This is a genomic window from Streptomyces sp. NPDC007872, assembly GCF_042868165.1.
In the GTDB taxonomy this organism is placed as follows: Bacteria; Actinomycetota; Actinomycetes; order Streptomycetales; family Streptomycetaceae; genus Streptomyces.
The window spans coordinates 622,548-641,098 of sequence record NZ_JBIAEA010000005.1; the positions used below are offsets into that span (position 1 = coordinate 622,548).

An 18,551-nucleotide genomic window follows, 5' to 3' on the forward strand; every position below is an offset into this window, starting at 1 on the left:
CGCCACATCAGGCGTACGGGATTCGTACATCAGTCGCATCGCGCGGGTAGCGGGTAGAGGGGTCTCCACCATGTCGCACTTCACCGACCTGGCCCACCAGTACATCGACGGCGAGTGGAAGCCGGGCAGTGGCTCGTGGGACATCATCGACTTCAACCCGTACACCGGGGAGAAGCTCGCCTCGATCACCGTCGCCACCGTCGCCGAGGTCGACCGCGCCTACCGGGCCGCCGAGCGCGCCCAGACCGCGTGGGCCGAGACCAACCCGTACACCCGCCGGCTCGTCTTCGAGCGCGCGCTGCGGATCGTCGAGGACCGCGAGGAGGAGATCGCCGAGACGATCGTCGCGGAGCTGGGCGGCACCCGCCTCAAGGCGGCCTTCGAGCTGCACCTCGCCAAGGAGTTCTTGCGCGAGGCGGTCCAGCTCGCGCTGCGCCCCGAGGGCCGCATCCTGCCCTCCCCGGTCGACGGCAAGGAGAACCGCGTCTACCGCGTCCCGGTCGGCGTCGTCGGCGTCATCTCCCCCTTCAACTTCCCCTTCCTCCTCTCGCTCAAGTCGGTCGCGCCCGCCCTCGCGCTCGGCAACGCCGTCGTCCTCAAGCCCCACCAGAACACCCCGATCTGCGGCGGCACCCTCGTCGCCAAGGTCCTGGAGGAGGCCGGGCTCCCGGCCGGTCTGCTGAACGTCGTCGTCACCGACATCGCCGAGATAGGCGACGCGCTCCTGACCCACCCGGTCCCGAAGGTCATCTCCTTCACCGGCTCCGACAAGGTCGGCCGGCACGTCGCCACGGTCTGCGCCGAGCACTTCAAGCACGCCGTCCTCGAACTCGGCGGCAACAGCGCCCTGATCGTCCTCGACGACGCCGACGTCGACTACGCGGTCGACGCGGCCGTCTTCAGCCGCTTCGTGCACCAGGGCCAGGTCTGCATGGCGGCCAACCGCATCCTGGTGGACCGCACCCTGGAGGCGGAGTTCACCGAGAAGTTCGTGGCCAAGGTGAAGACCCTGCGCGTCGGCGACCCGGCCGACCCGGCCACCCACATCGGCCCGCTCATCAACTCCCAGCAGGCCGAGTCCGTCTCCTCCCTGGTCGACCAGACGGTCGCCGCCGGCGCCACCGCCCTGCTGCACGGAGCGACCGACGGCAACCTCGTCTCCCCGTCCGTCCTCACCGGCCTCGCCGCCGACTCCCCGGTCCTGAGCCAGGAGATCTTCGGCCCGGTCGCCCTGATCGTGCCCTTCGACGGCGAGGAGGAGGCCGTCCGGATCGCCAACGGCACCCCGTACGGCCTCAGCGGCGCCGTCCACACCGGGGACGTCGAGCGGGGCGTACGGATCGCCAAGCGCATCCACACCGGCATGATCCACATCAACGACGGCACCGTGCACGACGAGCCGATCGTCCCCTTCGGCGGCGAGAAGCAGTCGGGCGTCGGGCGGCTCAACGGCGACTCGATGGTGGACTCCTTCACCACCCAGAAGTGGATCTCGATCCAGCACGGCCGCAGCCGCTTCCCCTTCTGACCGGGGCCGGACCCGAGCCGGATCCCGTCCGGACCCGAGCCGGACCCGAGCCGGATCCGATCCGGGATTCCTTTGCGGACCGTACCTGTCCGCAAGCCTCCGTAACGTGCTCCGTGTCGGAAGAACCCGGCAGAACCCCGGCACGGGGCACGTACGGAAGGCGGACGTCATGGTTGCTCTTGTTCCCGCAGGGACCCCCGGCGACGAGCGCGGCACGCTCCTCGACTTCGTGGAGGCCCAGCGCGCCGCGCTGCGCCGCGCCGTCCTCGGCCTGACCGAGGAGCAGGCGGCGAGCACCCCCAGCGCCAGCGAGCTGAGCCTGTCCGGGCTGCTCAAGCACGTCGCCGAGGTCGAGCTCAACTGGCTCCGGCTCGCGCAGCAGCGGCCCAACGAGAGGCAGCGGACCCGGGAGACCTGGGGCGAGGCCTTCCGGCTCGTGGACGGCGAGACGATCCCGGAGACCGTGGCGTTCTGGGCGGACGTGGCCAAGCAGACGGAGGACTTCGTCCGCTCGGTGCCGAGCCTGGACGAGACCTTCCCGCTGCCGGAGGCGCCCTGGTTCCCGAAGGACGGGCGGGTCACGGTCCGCTGGATGGTGCTCCACCTCGTCCAGGAGATGGGACGGCACGCCGGCCACGCCGACATCATCCGCGAGAGCATCGACGGCAAGGGCTCCTTCGAGCTGATCGCGGCGGAGGCGGAGGCGTCGGGGCGGTGATCGCCGCGCGTACCCTGGTCGGGATCGACCAGGAGGTACGTGGGATGTCGGCCATCCGTCTTCTCGTCCTGGGCGCGGTGCGGCAGCACGGCCGCGCCCACGGCTACCAGGTGCGCAACGACCTGGAGTACTGGGGCGCGCACGAGTGGTCGCACGCCAAGCCCGGCTCGATCTACCACGCGCTGAAGCAGATGGCGAAGCAGGGACTGCTGCGCGCGCACGAGGTCGCGCCGAGCGCGGCCGGCGGCCCGCCCCGCGTCGAGTACGAGCTGACCGAGGCGGGCACGGAGGAGTACTTCGCGCTGCTCCGCGCGGCGCTGACCACCTACGACCAGAAGGTGGACGTCCTGTCGGCGGGCATCGGCTTCATGGTGGACCTGCCCCGCGCGGAGGCGGTGGAGCTGCTGCGCCGGCGGGTGCGGGCGCTCGACGAGTGGCGGGCGGCGGTCACCGACTACTACACGCCGGAGGGCGGCCCGGGGCAGCTCGGGCACATCGGCGAGATCATGCACATGTGGATCGGCTCGGCCGACGCGGGCAAGGAGTGGACGCTCGGCCTGATCGAGCGGATCGAGGGCGGGGCGTACGTGTTCGCGGGCGAGGGCGACCCGTTCGTGGGGGTACTCGCGGAGGGCGAGGAGAACCCGTACGCGACCTGAGGGGCGCGGGGTCCGTCCACGGGTCCCACCCGCAAGCCCGTCCACAGGCCCGCCCACGACTCAGGTAATCAAGTTTGACTAAGGACCTGCGAGGGCATACCTTGCTCCGTCGGTGGCGCCTGGTCAAATTTGACTAGGCAGGTTTCGGGAGGAGACGGATGACGGCGGAAGCGATCCGCGTGGAGGGCGCGCGGAAGCGGTACGGAGACAAGGACGCCCTGGACGGACTCGACCTCGCCGTCGGGCGCGGCACCGTCCACGGCCTCCTCGGCCCCAACGGGGCGGGCAAGACCACGGCGGTGCGGATCCTGGCGACCCTGCTCCGGCACGACGCGGGCCTGGTCCGCGTCGCCGGGCACGACGTGCGCACCGAGGCGAGGGAGGTGCGGCGGCGGATCGGGCTCCTCGGCCAGCACGCCGCCCTCGACGAGGAGCTGGGCGGCCGGCAGAACCTGGAGATGTTCGGCCGGCTCCACCACCTGGGCGCCCGGCGCGCCGGGACCCGCGCCGACGAGCTCCTGGAGCGCTTCGGCCTCGCCGGCACCGGACGCAAGCCCGTCCGGCAGTACAGCGGCGGCATGCGGCGGCGGCTCGACCTGGCGGCGTCGCTGATCACCGAGCCGGAGGTGCTGTTCCTCGACGAGCCGACCACCGGACTCGACCCGCGCGGACGCGCCGAGGTCTGGGAGTCGGTGCGCTCGCTGGTGGGCGGCGGCACGACCGTCCTGCTCACCACGCAGTACCTGGAGGAGGCCGACCGGCTCGCCGACCGGATCTCGGTCGTGGACCGGGGGCGGGTCGTCGCCGACGGCACCGCCGACGCGCTGAAGGCCCGCGTGGGCGCGGACCGGATCGACGTGGTCGTACGGGACGCCCACCGGCTCGACGAGGCGGCGGCCCTCCTCCCGGCGGCGCGCGCCGAGGTGGCCGTGGACGCCGACCGGAGGCTGCTCAGCGCCCCCGCGGCCGACCGCACGGCCGCGCTCGCCGAGACCGTGCGGGCGCTCGGGGCGGCCGGGATCGAGGCGGAGGACATCGCCCTGCGGCGCCCGACCCTCGACGAGGTCTTCCTGCACCTGACGGGCCGCGAGGACGGGGAGGTGGCGGCATGAGCGCCGCGTACGCGGTGGGCGACTGCTGGACGATGACCCGCCGCGAACTGGCCCACTGGGCCCGGCAGCCGGTGCAGGTCCTGGTCGGCCTCGTCTTCCCGGTGATGATGCTGCTGATGTTCGGCCACCTGGTCGGCGGCGGGCGGGCCGTCGACGGCGACTACGTCGACTACCTGGTGCCCGGCATGCTCGCCCTGACCATGGTCTTCGGCCTCGAAGGCACCATGACGGCGGTCACCCGGGATCTCGACAAGGGCGTGATCGACCGCTTCCGCGCCATGCCGATGACCGACGGCGCGGTCCTCGTCGGACGGGCGGCGGCGGACATGCTCCAGTCGGCGGTGGGACTGCTCCTGATGACCGGCGTGGGGTACGCGATCGGCTGGCGGGCGCACGGCGGCCCCGGGGCCTTCCTGGGCGCGCTGGGGCTGCTGCTCCTGCTGCGCTTCGCGATGCTGTGGATCGGGATCCTCCTGGCCCTGGTCGCGGGGCGGGCGGAGCTGGTGCAGGCGGTCCAGATCCTGGTCTGGCCCTTCGGCTTCCTCTCCAACGCCTTCGCCTCGCCCGACGCGATGCCGGGCTGGCTCGGCACGCTCGTGGAGTGGAACCCCATGTCGGCGACCGCGACGGCGGTGCGCGAGCTGTTCGGCAACCCGGGCGGCGAGCCGGGGCACCTGACGGCGGCGGTGGTCTGGCCGCTGCTGCTCCTCGCGATCTTCTTCCCGCTGGCGGTACGGAAGTTCGGCCGGCTCGGGCGGTAGCGCGGGCCGTGCTCACGTCAACGGCCGTCCGTCCTCGTCCAGTTCGAGCTGCGGGCGGCCGGTGACGATCAGCCAGGCCGGGAGCGAGGCCAGGCAGAGCAGGGCGAGCATGGCGGGGGAGGCGGCGAGGACGGCGCCGGTGAAGAGGCTGATCCAGCCCTGCCGGGTGGTGGCGAGCAGCACCCCGAGGACGGCGGAGGAGATGGCGACGGCCGGGTGGACCTCGGGGACGAGCGCCTGGGTGAGGAGGCCGAAGGCGGCGCCGATGAAGACGGCGGGGAAGATCCGGCCGCCCCGGAAGCCGCAGGCGGCGGCGACGAGGAGGGCGACGAGCTTGACGACGGCCAGCTTCGCCAGCTCGCCCGAGGACCAGCCGCCGATGTTCGCCGTGAGCTCCTTGATCTCCTCCAGACCCTTGAAGAGGGTCAGGTGCCCGCCGAGGGCGCCCAGGAGGCCGAGGACGAGACCGCCGGCGGGCAGCATCAGCAGGGGGTGGCGCAGGCGCCGGAAGACGGCGTGGACGTACGGGAAGAGGAAGCAGGCGGCGAGGCCGAAGACGGCCGCGGCGGAGGCGATCACCAGGGACGCGAGGAGGTCGCCCCAGTCGGGGTCGGTCAGCGGCGGGAGCCCCAGGGCGAAGGTGGGCTCGGCCAGCAGTTGGGTGGTCATGGCGCCGGCTCCGGCGGCGACCAGCGGGGCGAACAGGCGGTCCCAGAGGGACCCGGGGCCCGGGTGCCCGGCCAGGGCCTCGGAGATGACGAGGGCGGCGGCGACCGGGGTGCCGAAGAGGGCGCCGATCGTGGCGGCCGAGGCGAGCGAGACCCAGGCGATGCCGGGCACGGCGGGCGCGGCCTTGCGGCCCAGCCAGTACGCGAGCGCGATGTTGGAGGCGATGATCGGGTTCTCGGGGCCGAGGCTCACCCCGCCGGCGAGCGCGAGGGTCCCGGCGACCAGCAGCCCCGGCACCGCCCCCGGGGTGATCGGCTTCCCGCCGAGCCCGGTGGTCGCCGGGTCGGGCCCGGCGTGCCCGGGCGCCTTCCACACGACCAGGCCCACGGCGACGCCGGTCGCCGTGAGCATGACGATCATCCAGAGCGAGGAGTACCCGCCGACCCCGAGGGCGTCGGGCAGGTCCTCCCAGAGCACGTGCTTGAACTCCTCCGAGAGGGCGCTGACCCCCAGGAAGAGCAGGCTCGCCAGGACCCCGACCACGAGCGCGGGCAGGATCTGCGGCAACAGGACCCGCAGCGGGGCCTCGTCGGCGGCGGGGGACGGCGCGGCCGGGGCGCGATCGGTGGACACGGCCCCACCATAGGGGAGCAAAAGCCGCGAACCGTCTAGGGCCTGTCCGGCGGATCGGCCCCGGCCGTGATCCGCCGGACGGGCCCTGGGTCCGGCCGGGCCTTCCCGGGCACCCGTCACCAGGTGTCCCGCCGCCCCGGCCGCGCCCCGGAGCCCCTCACACCCGGGGCGCGATCACCACCGCCGTACCGTAGGCGCAGACCTCCGTCCCGACGTCCGCCGCCTCCGTCACGTCGAAGCGGAACGCCAGGACCGCGTTCGCGCCGCGCGCCCGCGCCTGCTCCACCAGGCGTTCCATCGCCTGGTTGCGGGTCTCCACCAGGGTCTTCGTCAGACCCTTCAGCTCCCCGCCGATCATCGACTTCAGGCCCGCGCCGATCTGGCTGCCCAGGTGCCGGGAGCGGACGGTCAGCCCGAAGACCTCGCCGATCACCTGCCGGACCTCATGGCCGGGGACGTCGTTCGTCGTCACGACCAGCACTTCGGGATGCGGCCCCTGGCCGCCCCCGTACTCCTCGATGCCCATCGGCATGCACCTCCTGATCACCTACCTTCTGCCCCGCGGGACCCCTCCGCATCCCGTGGGGGGCCGGGTGGAACCGGGGGAGCCCGGCCCACGTTGATAGCTTGGGGCAGCCCGTCCCCACGCCCCCACCGACCGCAGGAGCCCGGAACCCGTGAACACGCTTGCCCTCGGACCGAGCTGGCTGGACCCGGACTATCTGATCCAGACCTTCGGTCTGATCGGTGTCCTGGTGATCGTCTTCGCCGAGTCCGGACTCCTCATCGGGTTCTTCCTGCCCGGTGACTCCCTCCTCTTCACCACCGGCCTGCTCGTCACGACCGGGAAGCTGGACACGCCGCTGTGGCTGGTCTGCACCCTGGTGGTGGCCGCCGCGGTCATCGGCGACCAGGTCGGCTACCTCTTCGGCCGCAAGGTCGGACCCGCCCTCTTCAAGCGCCCCGACTCCAAGCTGTTCAAGCAGGAGAACGTCGAGAAGGCGCACGAGTTCTTCGAGAAGCACGGCCCGAAGTCCCTCATCCTGGCCCGCTTCGTCCCGATCGTCCGCACGTTCACGCCGATCATCGCGGGCGTCAGCCGGATGAACTACCGCTCGTTCATCACGTTCAACGTCATCGGCGGCGTGCTGTGGGGCGCCGGAGTGACCCTCCTCGGCGCCTCCCTCGGCAAGATCGACTTCGTGCACCAGCACATCGAGATGATCCTCGTCGGCATCGTCCTGATCTCCGTGGTCCCGATCGTCATCGAGTACCTCCGGGCCCGCTCCCAGTCCAAGAAGGCCCGCGCGGCCGGGGGCGGCGACCACGACGCCCCCGGCACCCCGCAGCAGGCCCCCCGCGGCCGCCACGCCAAGCGCTGACGACCGACGGACACAGCCCTGGAGCAAAGCCCCTAGAAGCCCCTGGTGCGCTTCGCGGCCCGCCTGGCCGCCGCCGCACCGGGGGCCCGCAGGAAGAGGCGGGCCAGCTCGCTCCCCAGGTTCACCCCGATCGCGATCGCCAGCGCCAGCGCCGCCGCCTTCGCCAGGGACGCGAACCCCTGGTCCAGATTGTGCTGGGCGATCGCCAGCACCCCGAAGTACGTCGCCGAACCGGGCAGCAGCGGCCCGATCGCCGCCGTCACGTACGGCAGCGACGACGTGTGGTGGTACCGGGCGATCAACTGCCCGAAGAGCCCCACCAGACCCGCCGCCACCGCCGTCGCCATCACCGCGGAGCCGCCCGCGGTCACCGCGATCGACGCGTACACCACCCACGCCACCCCGCCGTTCAGCGTCACGAACAGCACCGTCGCCCGCGACTGCTGCAACAGGATCGCGAAGGTCGCCGACAGCGCCATCGACGCCAGGATCTGCGTCACCGGCCGCTCCACCGCCCGCAGCGCCCCCTCCGGGTTCAACTGCGCGTCGAACTGCACCGCCAGGTACAGCACCGACAGCACGCCCACCACGATCGCCACGAAGAAGTACATGACCTCCAGGAGCCGCGCCGAGGCCGTGATGTAGAAGCCGGTCAGACCGTCCTGCACGGCCGCCACGAGCGCCCGCCCCGGGATCAGCGCGAACAGGCCACCGGTGATCACCGCCGACGGCCGCAGGTCCGCGTGCAGCAGCGTCAGGAGCACCCCCATCGCCGCCGGCGGCATCGCCGCCACCAGGAACTGGTAGAACTCCGGCAGCCCCCGCCCCGCGCACAGCCACGCCAGCCGGTCCCCGAGCACCGCGCCGAGCGCCGCCACCAGGAAGACCGTCAGACCGCCGCCCAGCAGCACCGACGCCGCCCCCGCGAGCACCCCCGCCGCCGTCGTCAGCGCCCAGCCCGGATACGGGTGCCGGTTGCGCCGGATCTCCGCGAGCCGCCGGTACGCCTCCTCCGGCGCCACCTCGTGCGCCTGCTCGTCGTGCGCCGGCGCGTTGATGTCCGCGATCAACTGGTACACCGCCGCGAGCCGCGTGTAGTCCGTGCCCCGCCGCCGCACCGTCCGGTTCGCCGTCACCGGGTCGTCCACGAGCGACGGCTGGTACGTCACCGACAACAGCGTGAACGTCACCGTCGGCTCGCACCGGTCGAGCCCGTACGAACGGCAGATCGCGAACATCGCCGCCTCGACGTCCTCCGCGCCCTCCCCGCCCGCGAGCAGCAGCTCGCCGATGCGCAGGGTCAGGTCGAGGACGCGCGGCACCGACGGCCCCGACTCGTCCCCCTTGCGCGGCGCCTCCGGCACCGGCCGCTCGCCCACCGGAAGCCGCAGCATGGTCCGCATCCGGTCCTGCCACGGCGCGTCCCGCGCCAGACGCACCAGCGGCACCCCGTACGCCGGCGTGAAGGCGGGCGGCGAGTTCTTCGCCGAATACGTGGCCGGGGGAGCGAACGCCGAACCCTCCGGCTCCCGCTCCGGCTCGGGCTCCGCCCGCAGCCCCGACGGCAGGGCGAACTCGGAGGTCGGGTGCTCCTCCTCCGGTGGCGCGGGCCGCTCCACCCCGGCCGGCGGGACGAACGCGCTCCGCGCCTCGTCCGACTGCGGTTTCCGGTCCTCCGGGACCTCCTCGACCCCTTCGTCCCGCACGTCCATCGAGCCGCCCGGCTCCGCCACCACTCTGCCGCCCCGCTCTCCCTAGGAGGAATCGTGGCTTCCAGTATGGGCGCGCGGCGTACGGACGTGCGACGACCGGGCCACGCGCACGCGAAGGGCGGCGCACCCCCGGGGGTGCGCCGCCCTTCACACGCTCAGGACCGGAACCGGTGCGACGGCCCCGGAACCGGCTCAGTGGCCGCCCTGCTCCTTGGCGCGCGCGTACGACTTCTCGATCTCGGCCTCGGCCTCGGCGCGACCGACCCAGTCCGCGCCCTCGACCGACTTGCCCGGCTCCAGGTCCTTGTAGACCTCGAAGAAGTGCTGGATCTCCAGGCGGTCGAACTCCGCCACGTGGTGGATGTCCCGCAGGTGCTCCATGCGCGGGTCCGTGGCCGGCACGCACAGCAGCTTGTCGTCGCCGCCCGCCTCGTCCGTCATGCGGAACATGCCGATGGCGCGGCACTTGATCAGGCAGCCCGGGAACGTGGGCTCGTCCAGGATGACGAGCGCGTCCAGCGGGTCGCCGTCCTCGCCGAGGGTGTTCTCGACGTAGCCGTAGTCGGTCGGGTAGGCCGTCGACGTGAAGAGGCGACGGTCCAGACGGATGCGACCGGTCTCGTGGTCGACCTCGTACTTGTTCCGCGATCCCTTGGGGATCTCGATGAGAACGTCGAACTCCACGGGTGGCTCCTCCTGAATCAACACAAGTGAATGCTCGCGACACAGCGCGGTGGTTAAGTGTCCCTCACGCACGTGTGTGATCGCGAAAGGGGCTGGTCAGCAATGCCCGAGCCGAGGACCTGGCAGCTCACGGCGGGCTCCGCCGCCCTCGGTCTGGCCCTGGCCGCCGCGGCGGTGACCGCGGCCGGCCCGTGGGACTCGGGCCAGCGTACGGCCGAGCGGGTCCGTGCCGCCGCCCCCGCGGCGGGTGGCGCACGTCACGCCCCGCCCCCCGCCCCCGCCGCGCCCCGCCGCCCCGCGCCCGCCCCCAGCGCCCCCGGCGTCCTCGCCGCCCTGCACCCCGCCGCCCCCTCCGCCGGCCCCGCCGACGGACAGCCCGGCGAGCGCCCCGCCGACCTCGCCGCCGTCCTCGTCCCCCTCCTCGCCGACCCCGGCCTCGGCCCCCTCCGCACCGCCTCCGTCGTCGACACCGCCACCGGCAGGCAGCTCTACGGCGAGGGCGCCACCACCCCCATGACCCCCGCCTCCACCGTCAAGATCGCCACCACCGCGGCCGCCCTCTCCGCCCTCGGCCCCGACCACCGCATCGCCACCACCGTCACCGCCGCCCCCGACGGCAAGGCCGTCACCCTCACCGGCGGCGGCGACCCCACCCTCGACGACACCCGCCTCGAGGCCCTCGCCACCGACACCGCCCGCGCCCTCAAGGCCCGCGGACACACCTCCGTACGCCTCGCCTACGACGCCGGCCTCTACACCGGCCCCGCCGTCCACCCCATCGGCCCCAACGAGAACATCGCCCCCGTCACCGCCCTCATGACCCGCGCCGGACGCCTCGACGACAGCCCCAGCGGCCCCGCGCCCCGCAGCGCCGACCCCGCCCGCGCCACCGCCACCGCCTTCGCCGGCCTCCTCGCCGCCGCCGGCGTCCGGGTCACCGGCGACCCCGCCCCCGGCCCCACCCCGAAGGCCGCCCCCCTCGCCCGTACGTACTCCGCCCCCCTCGCCGACCTCGTCGAACGCACCCTCACCCACAGCGACAACGACCTCGCCGAAGCCCTCGCCCGGCAGACCGCCCTCGCCCGCAGGCTCCCCGCCGGCTTCGACGGCGCCGGAAAGGCCGTCCGCGCCGAACTCACCGCCCTCGGCCTCCCCGTCGCCGGAACCCGCTTCGCCGACGGCAGCGGCCTCGACCGGAACGACCGCGTCTCCGCCGCCCTCCTCACCGGCCTCCTCACCCGCGCGGCCGACCCCGCCCGCCCCGCCCTGCGCCCCCTCCTCACCGGCCTCCCCGTCGGCGGCTTCACCGGCACCCTCGCCGACCGCTTCGACACCGCCCCCACCGGAGCCGGCCTCGTCCGCGCCAAGACCGGCACCCTCACCGGCGTCAACACCCTCGCCGGCACCGTCGTCACCCCCGACGGACGCCTCCTCGCCTTCGCCTTCCTCGCCGGCCGCACCCCCTCCCCGCAGCAGGCCCAACCCGCCCTCGATCGCCTCTCCGCCGCCCTCGCCGGTCAAGACCCGTCATAACGGGACCCGTACCGAACACACACCGAACGCGCCCCGAGACCGTACGGTTGACACATGACGAGCATCGGTGGAGCAGGCACAGCCGGGATGGTCGACTGGAACCTCGCGGTCGCGACCGCGACCCGCCTCGTGCGACCCGGACCCGAAGTCGGCCGCGACGAGGCCCGCGAGGTCGTCGCCGAACTCCGCAGGCACGCCAAAGCCTCGGAGGAACACGTCCGCGCCTACACCCGCATGGTCCCCGAGGGCCACGAACCCCCCGACACCCCCGTCCTGATCGTCGACCGCGCCGGCTGGATCAAGGCCAACGTCGCCGGCTTCCGCGAACTCCTCACCCCCCTCCTCGGCAAGATGCAGGAACGCCGCTCCACCGTCCCCGGCAGCGCCGTCCTCGGCGCCGTCGGCGGCAAGGTCACCGGCGTCGAACTCGGCATGCTCCTGTCCTTCCTCGCCTCCCGCATCCTCGGCCAGTACGAGACCTTCGCCCCCGCCGGCCGCGCCCTGTCCACCGGCACGAACGGCCCCGGACGCCTCCTCCTCGTCGCCCCCAACATCGTCCACGTCGAACGCGAACTCGAGGTCTCCCCGCACGACTTCCGGCTCTGGGTCTGCCTCCACGAGGAGACCCACCGCACCCAGTTCACCGCCGTCCCCTGGCTCCGCGACCACCTCCAGGGCGAAATCCAGTCGTTCCTCGCCGCCACCGACGTCGACCCCGGCACCTTCGTCGAACGCCTCCGCGAAGCCGCCCAGACCCTCGTCGGCGGACGCCCCGAGGGCGAGGAGGGCGAACCCGCCCCCTCCCTCGTCGAACTCGTCCAGTCCCCCGAACAGCGCGAGATCCTCGGCCGCCTCACCGCCGTCATGTCCCTCCTCGAAGGCCACGCCGACTACGTCATGGACGGCGTCGGCCCCCAGGTCGTCCCCTCCGTCGCCGAGATCCGCGAGAAGTTCCAGGCCCGCCGCGCCCGCGGCGCCTCCCGCCTCGACCTCGCCCTGCGCAAGCTCCTCGGCCTCGACGCCAAACTCCGCCAGTACCGCGACGGCGAACGCTTCGTCCGCGCCGTCGTCGACCAGGTCGGCATGGACGGCTTCAACCGCGTCTGGACCTCCCCCAACACGCTCCCCACCAAGAGCGAGATCGCCGCCCCCGCCGACTGGATCGCGAGGGTGCACCGTAAGGCAGACTCGTGAGACGCGTGGGGCGGACGGCACGGGAACACCGGTCGCCCCTCCGCCAATCACCCGTCCGAGGGACCCTGACCACGGGGTGAGGCGTGCAATGCTCGGGTAACGGCCGGGTTTCTGTCACCATCGACGCACTCTGAGTGACCGAACCCCCCATTCCGACCGTTAAGACTCCGACCGAGGCACCCCAACCCCATTCACGAAGGGCACCGGACATGGGTCCCCATCCTGCGGTCGCGGCGATACGCCTGGCGGTCCGCCGCGTACTCCACGACGTCCTCACCGAACACCGGGCGGAGCAGCCCGCCGAGCACCGGAACGGCACTCCCCCCACCGCGCCCGACGCGCACGCCCCCCTCGTGCTCGTCGCCTGCTCCGGAGGCGCCGACTCCATGGCGCTCGCCTCCGCCCTCGCCTTCGAAGCCCGCAAACTCCCCGTCCGCGCCGGCGGCATCACCGTCGACCACGGCCTCCAGGACGGCTCCGACACCCGGGCCGCCGAGGTCGCCGAACGCATGACCGCGCTCGGCCTCACCCCCTCCGAGGCCCTCACCGTCACCGTCGGCCGCGAAGGAGGCCCCGAGGCCGCCGCACGCGACGCGCGCTACGCCGCCCTCGACGCCGCCGCCGAACGCCACGGCGCCGCCGCGGTCCTCCTCGGCCACACCCGCGACGACCAGGCCGAGACCGTCCTCCTCGGCCTCGCCCGCGGTTCCGGAATCCGCTCCCTCTCCGGCATGGCCGCCGTCTCCGGCGCCACCCGCCGCTACCGGCGCCCCTTCCTCCAGCTCGACCGCCAGACCGTCCGCAAGGCCTGCGTCGCACAGGAACTCGCCGTCTGGGACGACCCCCACAACACCGACCCCGCCTACACCCGCTCCCGACTCCGCCACGAAGGCCTCCCCGCCCTGGAGAAGGCCCTCGGCAAGGGCGTCGTCGAAGCCCTCGCCCGCACCGCCCAGCTCTCCCGCGACGACGCCGACGCCCTCGACACCTGGGCCGCCGACGCCGAGACCACCGTGCGCGACGAGGCCGGCGCCCTGGAATGCGCCAAACTCTTCGGACTGCCCCCCGCCGTACGACGCCGCGTCCTGCGCCGCGCCGTCATCGCCGAGGGCGCCCCCGCCGGATCCCTCTTCGCCCGCCACATCGAGGAAGTCGACCGCCTCGTCACCGGCTGGCGCGGCCAGGGAGCCATCAACCTGCCCGGCCGCGTCGAAGCCCGCCGCCAGGGTGGCAGACTGGTCATCCGGCAAGGCTGACGCACGCTGCAACGAAAGTGACCCGGGTGAACGAGAAGGACATGGGCACCGACCTCCAGTCGGTGCTCATCACCAAGGAAGAGATCGACGCCAAGCTGGCAGAGCTGGCCGCGAAGATCGACGCGGAATACGCGGGCAAGGACCTGCTCATCGTCGGCGTCCTCAAGGGCGCCGTGATGGTGATGGCGGATCTGGCTCGCGCCCTGTCCACCCCCGTCACCATGGACTGGATGGCCGTCTCCTCCTACGGCGCCGGCACCCAGTCCTCCGGCGTCGTCCGCATCCTCAAGGACCTCGACACCGACATCAAGGGCAAGCACGTCCTGATCGTCGAGGACATCATCGACTCCGGCCTGACCCTGTCCTGGCTCCTGTCGAACCTCGGCTCGCGCGAACCCGCCTCCCTGGAGGTGTGCACCCTCCTGCGCAAGCCCGAGGCCGCCAAGGTCGCCATCGACGTCAAGTGGATCGGCTTCGACATCCCCAACGAGTTCGTCGTCGGCTACGGCCTCGACTACGCCGAGAAGTACCGGAACCTCCCCTTCGTCGGCACGCTCGCCCCGCACGTCTACGGCGGCTGATCCCACGGCCGTACGGGGAACCCGCACCGCCTTCCCTCCGTTGAACCACGGGAAGGCGGTCGCGGGCGACGATGCTGAGGTACCGTCCGAAGAACAGCTTTTTCACACAGCAGTACTCACAGCAGCATTTTCCTACGGGCAGGAGGGACGGAGCGCTGTCGCTCCGTATGGATGGACGTGAAGCGATACTTCCGTGGGCCGGTCATGTGGATCGTGCTGGCCGTCCTCGCCGTGGTCGTGCTGATGCAGGTCGTCGGCTCGTCCGAGGGCTACAAGACGGTGGACACCGGCAAGGTCGTCCAGGCGATCGACAAGAACCAGGTCAAGCAGGCAAAGATCACCACCGGTGACGAGCAGCTCATCAAGATCGAGCTCGTCAAGGGCCAGAAGATCGACAAGAGCGACAAGATCCAGGCCAGCTACATCGGCAGCCAGGGCGTCGCCCTCGCCGACAAGCTCCAGGAGAAGTTCGAGGCCGGACAGATCGAGAAGGGCTACACCGTCTCCCCGACGAAGCAGTCGCCCTTCGTCTCGATCCTGCTCTCCCTCCTCCCCTTCGTCCTCATCGTGGTCGTCTTCCTCTTCCTGATGAACCAGATGCAGGGCGGCGGCTCCCGCGTCATGCAGTTCGGCAAGTCCAAGGCGAAGCTCATCACCAAGGACACGCCGAAGACCACCTTCGCCGATGTCGCCGGCTCGGACGAGGCCGTCGAGGAACTCCACGAGATCAAGGAATTCCTCCAGGAGCCCGCCAAGTTCCAGGCCGTCGGCGCCAAGATCCCCAAGGGCGTCCTGCTCTACGGCCCCCCCGGAACCGGCAAGACGCTCCTCGCGCGCGCCGTCGCCGGCGAGGCCGGGGTCCCGTTCTACTCGATCTCCGGTTCCGACTTCGTCGAGATGTTCGTCGGCGTCGGCGCCTCCCGGGTCCGCGACCTCTTCGAGCAGGCCAAGGCCAACGCACCGGCCATCGTCTTCGTCGACGAGATCGACGCCGTCGGACGCCACCGCGGCGCCGGCCTCGGCGGCGGCCACGACGAGCGCGAGCAGACCCTCAACCAGCTCCTCGTCGAGATGGACGGCTTCGACGTCAAGGGCGGCGTCATCCTGATCGCCGCCACGAACCGTCCCGACATCCTCGACCCGGCGCTCCTGCGCCCCGGCCGCTTCGACCGGCAGATCGCCGTCGACCGCCCGGACATGCAGGGCCGCCTGGAGATCCTCAAGGTCCACCAGAAGGGCAAGCCGGTCGCCCCGGACGTCGACCTCGGCGCCGTCGCCCGACGCACCCCCGGCTTCACCGGCGCGGACCTCTCCAACGTCCTCAACGAGGCGGCGCTCCTCACCGCCCGCAGCGACCAGAAGCTGATCGACAACAAGGCGCTGGACGAGGCGATCGACCGCGTGGTCGCGGGCCCGCAGAAGCGGACCCGCATCATGTCGGACAAGGAGAAGAAGATCACCGCGTACCACGAGGGCGGCCACGCCCTGGTCGCGGCGGCCTCGCCGAACTCCGACCCCGTCCACAAGATCACCATCCTGTCCCGCGGCCGCGCCCTGGGCTACACGATGGTCCTGCCGGACGAGGACAAGTACTCCACCACCCGCAACGAGATGCTCGACCAGCTCGCCTACATGCTGGGCGGACGCGCCGCCGAGGAACTGGTCTTCCACGACCCGACCACCGGCGCCGCGAACGACATCGAGAAGGCCACCGCCACGGCCCGCGCGATGGTCACCCAGTACGGCATGACCGAGCGCCTCGGCGCGATCAAGTTCGGCGGCGACAACACCGAGCCCTTCCTCGGGCGCGAGATGGCGCACCAGCGCGACTACTCGGAAGAGGTCGCGGCGCTGGTCGACGAAGAGGTCAAGAAGCTCATCGAGACCGCCCACAACGAGGCCTGGGAGATCCTCGTCGAGAACCGCGACGTCCTCGACAACCTGGTCCTCGCCCTCCTGGAGAAGGAGACGCTGGGCAAGGAGGAGATCGCGGAGATCTTCCGCCCCATCGTGAAGCGCCCGGCCCGCCCGGCGTGGACCGGCTCCTCCCGCCGCACCCCCTCCACGCGCCCGCCGGTCCTCTCCCCCAAGGAGCTGGCCCTGACGAACAGCGCGAACGGCTCGGCCACCCCGGTGGAGACCACCAAGGGCATCGACATCGCCCCGGTGGACCCGCCGTCCCCCGAGGACTGACCCCGGCGGACCCGGAATGGATCCCGCGCCCCCACAGGTTTTAGCCTGTGGGGGCGCGGCCATGCGCGCACACAGTCAGACGGAACGAGGCAAAGATGACCGACCCGGTGACGCTGGACGACGAGGGCAGGATCGGCGACTTCGACGAGAAGCGCGCCGAGAACGCCGTACGGGAGCTCCTCATCGCGGTCGGCGAGGACCCGGACCGCGAGGGCCTGAGGGAAACGCCGGCACGAGTGGCGCGAGCGTACAGGGAACTCTTCGCGGGCCTGTGGCAGAAGCCCGAGGACGTGCTGACGACGACGTTCGATCTGGGGCACGACGAGATGGTCCTGGTGAAGGACATCGAACTGACGTCGCAATGTGAGCATCATTTGCTCCCCTTCCATGGCGTAGCTCACATTGGTTACATTCCGGCTGAAACGGGCAAGATCACGGGCCTGTCCAAGCTGGCGCGTCTCGTGGACGTCTTCGCCCGCCGCCCGCAGGTGCAGGAGCGCCTGACGACGCAGATCGCCGACTCCCTGATGGACATCCTCGAAGCGCGCGGCGCGATCGTCGTCATCGAGGCCGAGCACATGTGCATGTCGGTCCGCGGCATCCGCAAGCCGGGCGCGAAGACGACGACCTCGGCGGTACGTGGACAACTGCGCAACGCCACGACGCGCGCCGAGGCCATGTCCCTGATACTGGCCCGCTGAGGTCGGGCGGGGCCGGGCGCGGAACCGCGCAGTGCGCGGTGGCGTCCGTTCAGGCGTTCGGAAGGTCGTGGCGCCTGAGGGAGGACCCGCTCGTGTCGGTGCAAGCTGCCCGTTATCTGTATCTCGCGCGGCACGGGGAGGCGACGGCGGACGAGAGCGGGTTGTCGGAGGACGGGCGGCGGCAGGCCGGGTTGCTCGGGGAGCGGTTGCGGGGGGTTCCGCTCGCCGCCGTGCATCACGGGCCGCTCGCGCGGGCCGAGGAGACGGCGCGGCTGGTCGGGGAGCGGCTCGACGGGGTGCCGCTGCGGTGTTCCGCGGCGGCCGGGGACTACATCCCCTACGTGCCCCGGCGCGAGGAGCTGCCGGCGGAGTCGGCCGACGCCATGCTCGACCGGCTGGCGCGGTTTCCGGCGAAGGAGCGTGAGCAGGGGCCCGGTCTGGCCCGGGAGGCCCTTGGGCTGTTCACGGGGCCCGTGGACGGGGACGAGCCGCGGCACGAGCTCGTGGTGACCCACGCCTTCCTCGTCGGCTGGCTGGTCCGGGACGCCCTGGACGCTCCGCGGTGGCGGTGGCTGGGGATCAACCAGGCCAACGCCGCGCTGACCGTCGTCCGGTACGCGCCCGGCCGGCCCTCGTCCGTCCTGCTCTTCAACGACACCGGGCACCTTCCCGCCGAGCTGCGGTGGACCGGGTTTCCGCCCGAGCTCAGGGTCTGAGCGGCGGGAGCTCCGTCACTGTGCGGTCGACGGCCCGTTCTCGTCGTCCTCGGGGAGCTTGCAGACGCGCTCCAGGAAGAAGGCGGCGGCGATGACGGCCAGGCCCGCCAGGACCGCGAAGGCCGCGTAGAGGGCCTGGTCGCGGCGGGCCGGGACGTCGAGGAAGCCGAGGAGGAAGACGCCCGTGCCGCCGTACATGCCGGCGACGAGGGCGGCGACCAGGGCGCTGGCCTGGCCGAAGACCACCGCGCGGGCCGCCATCAGGGGCTCGACGCCCTTGGCGCCGGGGCGGCGCTCCCGCTGGGCCCTGAGGCGGGCGCGGATCGAGAGGGCGGTCGCGGTGAGGACGACGGCGATCACGGCGAGGACGACGGGCGCGGCGACCGGCACGCTCGGGAGGGAGCCGACCGCGTCCCAGAGCCGGGCGCCGCCCCAGGAGAGGACGCCGGCCGCCAGGAACAGTCCGGCGAGCACCTTCAGCCGCAGTTGTTTCACCGGGTGTCCTTCGTGTGGTCGCGG

At 72.2% G+C, this 18,551-nt stretch carries 18 protein-coding genes; 13 read left to right on the forward strand and 5 right to left on the reverse strand.

Going from position 1 to position 18,551, the window contains the following annotated elements; all coding sequences use genetic code 11:
- Nucleotides 1–70: 70 nt before the first annotated feature.
- The 5 genes from ACFYNX_RS21480 to ACFYNX_RS21500 all read left to right on the forward strand — a co-directional run bounded on the left by ACFYNX_RS21480 (nucleotide 71) and on the right by ACFYNX_RS21500 (nucleotide 4,778).
- The gene (locus ACFYNX_RS21480) at nucleotides 71–1,528 is read left to right on the forward strand and encodes an aldehyde dehydrogenase family protein (RefSeq protein WP_365539166.1); all 1,458 of its coding nucleotides are present in this window, start codon (nucleotides 71–73) and stop codon (nucleotides 1,526–1,528) included.
- 169 nt (nucleotides 1,529–1,697) lie between these two features.
- On the forward strand, nucleotides 1,698–2,246 hold the full coding sequence (locus ACFYNX_RS21485) for a DinB family protein (protein WP_388663295.1): 549 nt from the start codon (nucleotides 1,698–1,700) through the stop codon (nucleotides 2,244–2,246).
- Between the two features lie 44 nt (nucleotides 2,247–2,290).
- Nucleotides 2,291–2,905: a PadR family transcriptional regulator gene (locus ACFYNX_RS21490; protein WP_388663297.1), complete on the forward strand. Its 615-nt coding sequence runs from the start codon at nucleotides 2,291–2,293 to the stop codon at nucleotides 2,903–2,905.
- 158 nt (nucleotides 2,906–3,063) lie between these two features.
- Nucleotides 3,064–4,017 (forward strand): ATP-binding cassette domain-containing protein, encoded by a 954-nt coding sequence (locus ACFYNX_RS21495; protein WP_388663299.1) that lies wholly within the window; start codon nucleotides 3,064–3,066, stop codon nucleotides 4,015–4,017.
- On the forward strand, nucleotides 4,014–4,778 hold the full coding sequence (locus ACFYNX_RS21500; RefSeq protein ID WP_388663301.1) for an ABC transporter permease: 765 nt from the start codon (nucleotides 4,014–4,016) through the stop codon (nucleotides 4,776–4,778). The genes ACFYNX_RS21495 and ACFYNX_RS21500 overlap by 4 nt, the downstream gene beginning before the upstream one ends.
- 12 nt (nucleotides 4,779–4,790) lie before the next feature.
- Here the strand turns inward: ACFYNX_RS21500 and ACFYNX_RS21505 are convergent, their stop codons facing one another.
- A complete protein-coding gene (locus tag ACFYNX_RS21505; protein WP_388663303.1) occupies nucleotides 4,791–6,080 on the reverse strand; it encodes an ion channel protein in 1,290 nt (429 codons plus the stop codon).
- Between the two features lie 157 nt (nucleotides 6,081–6,237).
- Complete coding sequence (locus ACFYNX_RS21510) at nucleotides 6,238–6,606, reverse strand: YbjQ family protein (protein ID WP_125666984.1); 369 nt, start codon at nucleotides 6,604–6,606, stop codon at nucleotides 6,238–6,240.
- Nucleotides 6,607–6,757: 151 nt separating this feature from the next.
- On the opposite strand from ACFYNX_RS21510, the gene ACFYNX_RS21515 reads away from it, so the two are divergent.
- A complete protein-coding gene (locus tag ACFYNX_RS21515; RefSeq protein WP_365539150.1) occupies nucleotides 6,758–7,462 on the forward strand; it encodes a VTT domain-containing protein in 705 nt (234 codons plus the stop codon).
- A 32-nt stretch (nucleotides 7,463–7,494) separates the two neighbouring features.
- Here the strand turns inward: ACFYNX_RS21515 and ACFYNX_RS21520 are convergent, their stop codons facing one another.
- Nucleotides 7,495–9,198, reverse strand: a complete 1,704-nt coding sequence (locus tag ACFYNX_RS21520; protein ID WP_388663305.1) for a threonine/serine exporter ThrE family protein — start codon at nucleotides 9,196–9,198, stop codon at nucleotides 7,495–7,497.
- Nucleotides 9,199–9,366: 168 nt separating this feature from the next.
- Nucleotides 9,367–9,858, reverse strand: a complete 492-nt coding sequence (locus ACFYNX_RS21525; RefSeq protein ID WP_015034462.1) for an inorganic diphosphatase — start codon at nucleotides 9,856–9,858, stop codon at nucleotides 9,367–9,369.
- A gap of 102 nt (nucleotides 9,859–9,960) precedes the next feature.
- On the opposite strand from ACFYNX_RS21525, the gene dacB reads away from it, so the two are divergent.
- From dacB to ACFYNX_RS21560, 7 genes are all read left to right on the forward strand, one after another.
- The gene (gene dacB / locus ACFYNX_RS21530) at nucleotides 9,961–11,391 is read left to right on the forward strand and encodes a D-alanyl-D-alanine carboxypeptidase/D-alanyl-D-alanine-endopeptidase (protein WP_388663307.1); all 1,431 of its coding nucleotides are present in this window, start codon (nucleotides 9,961–9,963) and stop codon (nucleotides 11,389–11,391) included.
- A 54-nt stretch (nucleotides 11,392–11,445) separates the two neighbouring features.
- Entirely contained in the window at nucleotides 11,446–12,585 is a 1,140-nt protein-coding gene (locus ACFYNX_RS21535) for a zinc-dependent metalloprotease (RefSeq protein ID WP_388663309.1), read from the forward strand.
- A 209-nt stretch (nucleotides 12,586–12,794) separates the two neighbouring features.
- Nucleotides 12,795–13,841 carry a tRNA lysidine(34) synthetase TilS gene (gene tilS / locus ACFYNX_RS21540; protein ID WP_388663311.1) on the forward strand — a complete coding sequence of 349 codons (1,047 nt, stop codon included), beginning with the start codon at nucleotides 12,795–12,797 and terminating at the stop codon, nucleotides 13,839–13,841.
- Between the two features lie 41 nt (nucleotides 13,842–13,882).
- Nucleotides 13,883–14,422, forward strand: coding sequence for a hypoxanthine phosphoribosyltransferase (gene hpt / locus ACFYNX_RS21545; RefSeq protein WP_030219931.1), 540 nt, complete (start codon nucleotides 13,883–13,885; stop codon nucleotides 14,420–14,422).
- Between the two features lie 171 nt (nucleotides 14,423–14,593).
- Nucleotides 14,594–16,615, forward strand: coding sequence for an ATP-dependent zinc metalloprotease FtsH (gene ftsH / locus ACFYNX_RS21550; protein ID WP_365539139.1), 2,022 nt, complete (start codon nucleotides 14,594–14,596; stop codon nucleotides 16,613–16,615).
- Between the two features lie 95 nt (nucleotides 16,616–16,710).
- Nucleotides 16,711–17,316 (forward strand): GTP cyclohydrolase I FolE, encoded by a 606-nt coding sequence (gene folE / locus ACFYNX_RS21555; RefSeq protein WP_388663313.1) that lies wholly within the window; start codon nucleotides 16,711–16,713, stop codon nucleotides 17,314–17,316.
- 92 nt (nucleotides 17,317–17,408) lie between these two features.
- Nucleotides 17,409–18,032 carry a histidine phosphatase family protein gene (locus ACFYNX_RS21560; RefSeq protein ID WP_388663315.1) on the forward strand — a complete coding sequence of 208 codons (624 nt, stop codon included), beginning with the start codon at nucleotides 17,409–17,411 and terminating at the stop codon, nucleotides 18,030–18,032.
- Nucleotides 18,033–18,047: 15 nt separating this feature from the next.
- Here ACFYNX_RS21560 and ACFYNX_RS21565 read toward each other — a convergent pair whose 3' ends face one another.
- Nucleotides 18,048–18,527, reverse strand: a complete 480-nt coding sequence (locus ACFYNX_RS21565; RefSeq protein ID WP_365539130.1) for a DUF3180 domain-containing protein — start codon at nucleotides 18,525–18,527, stop codon at nucleotides 18,048–18,050.
- Between the last annotated feature and the right edge of the window lie 24 nt (nucleotides 18,528–18,551).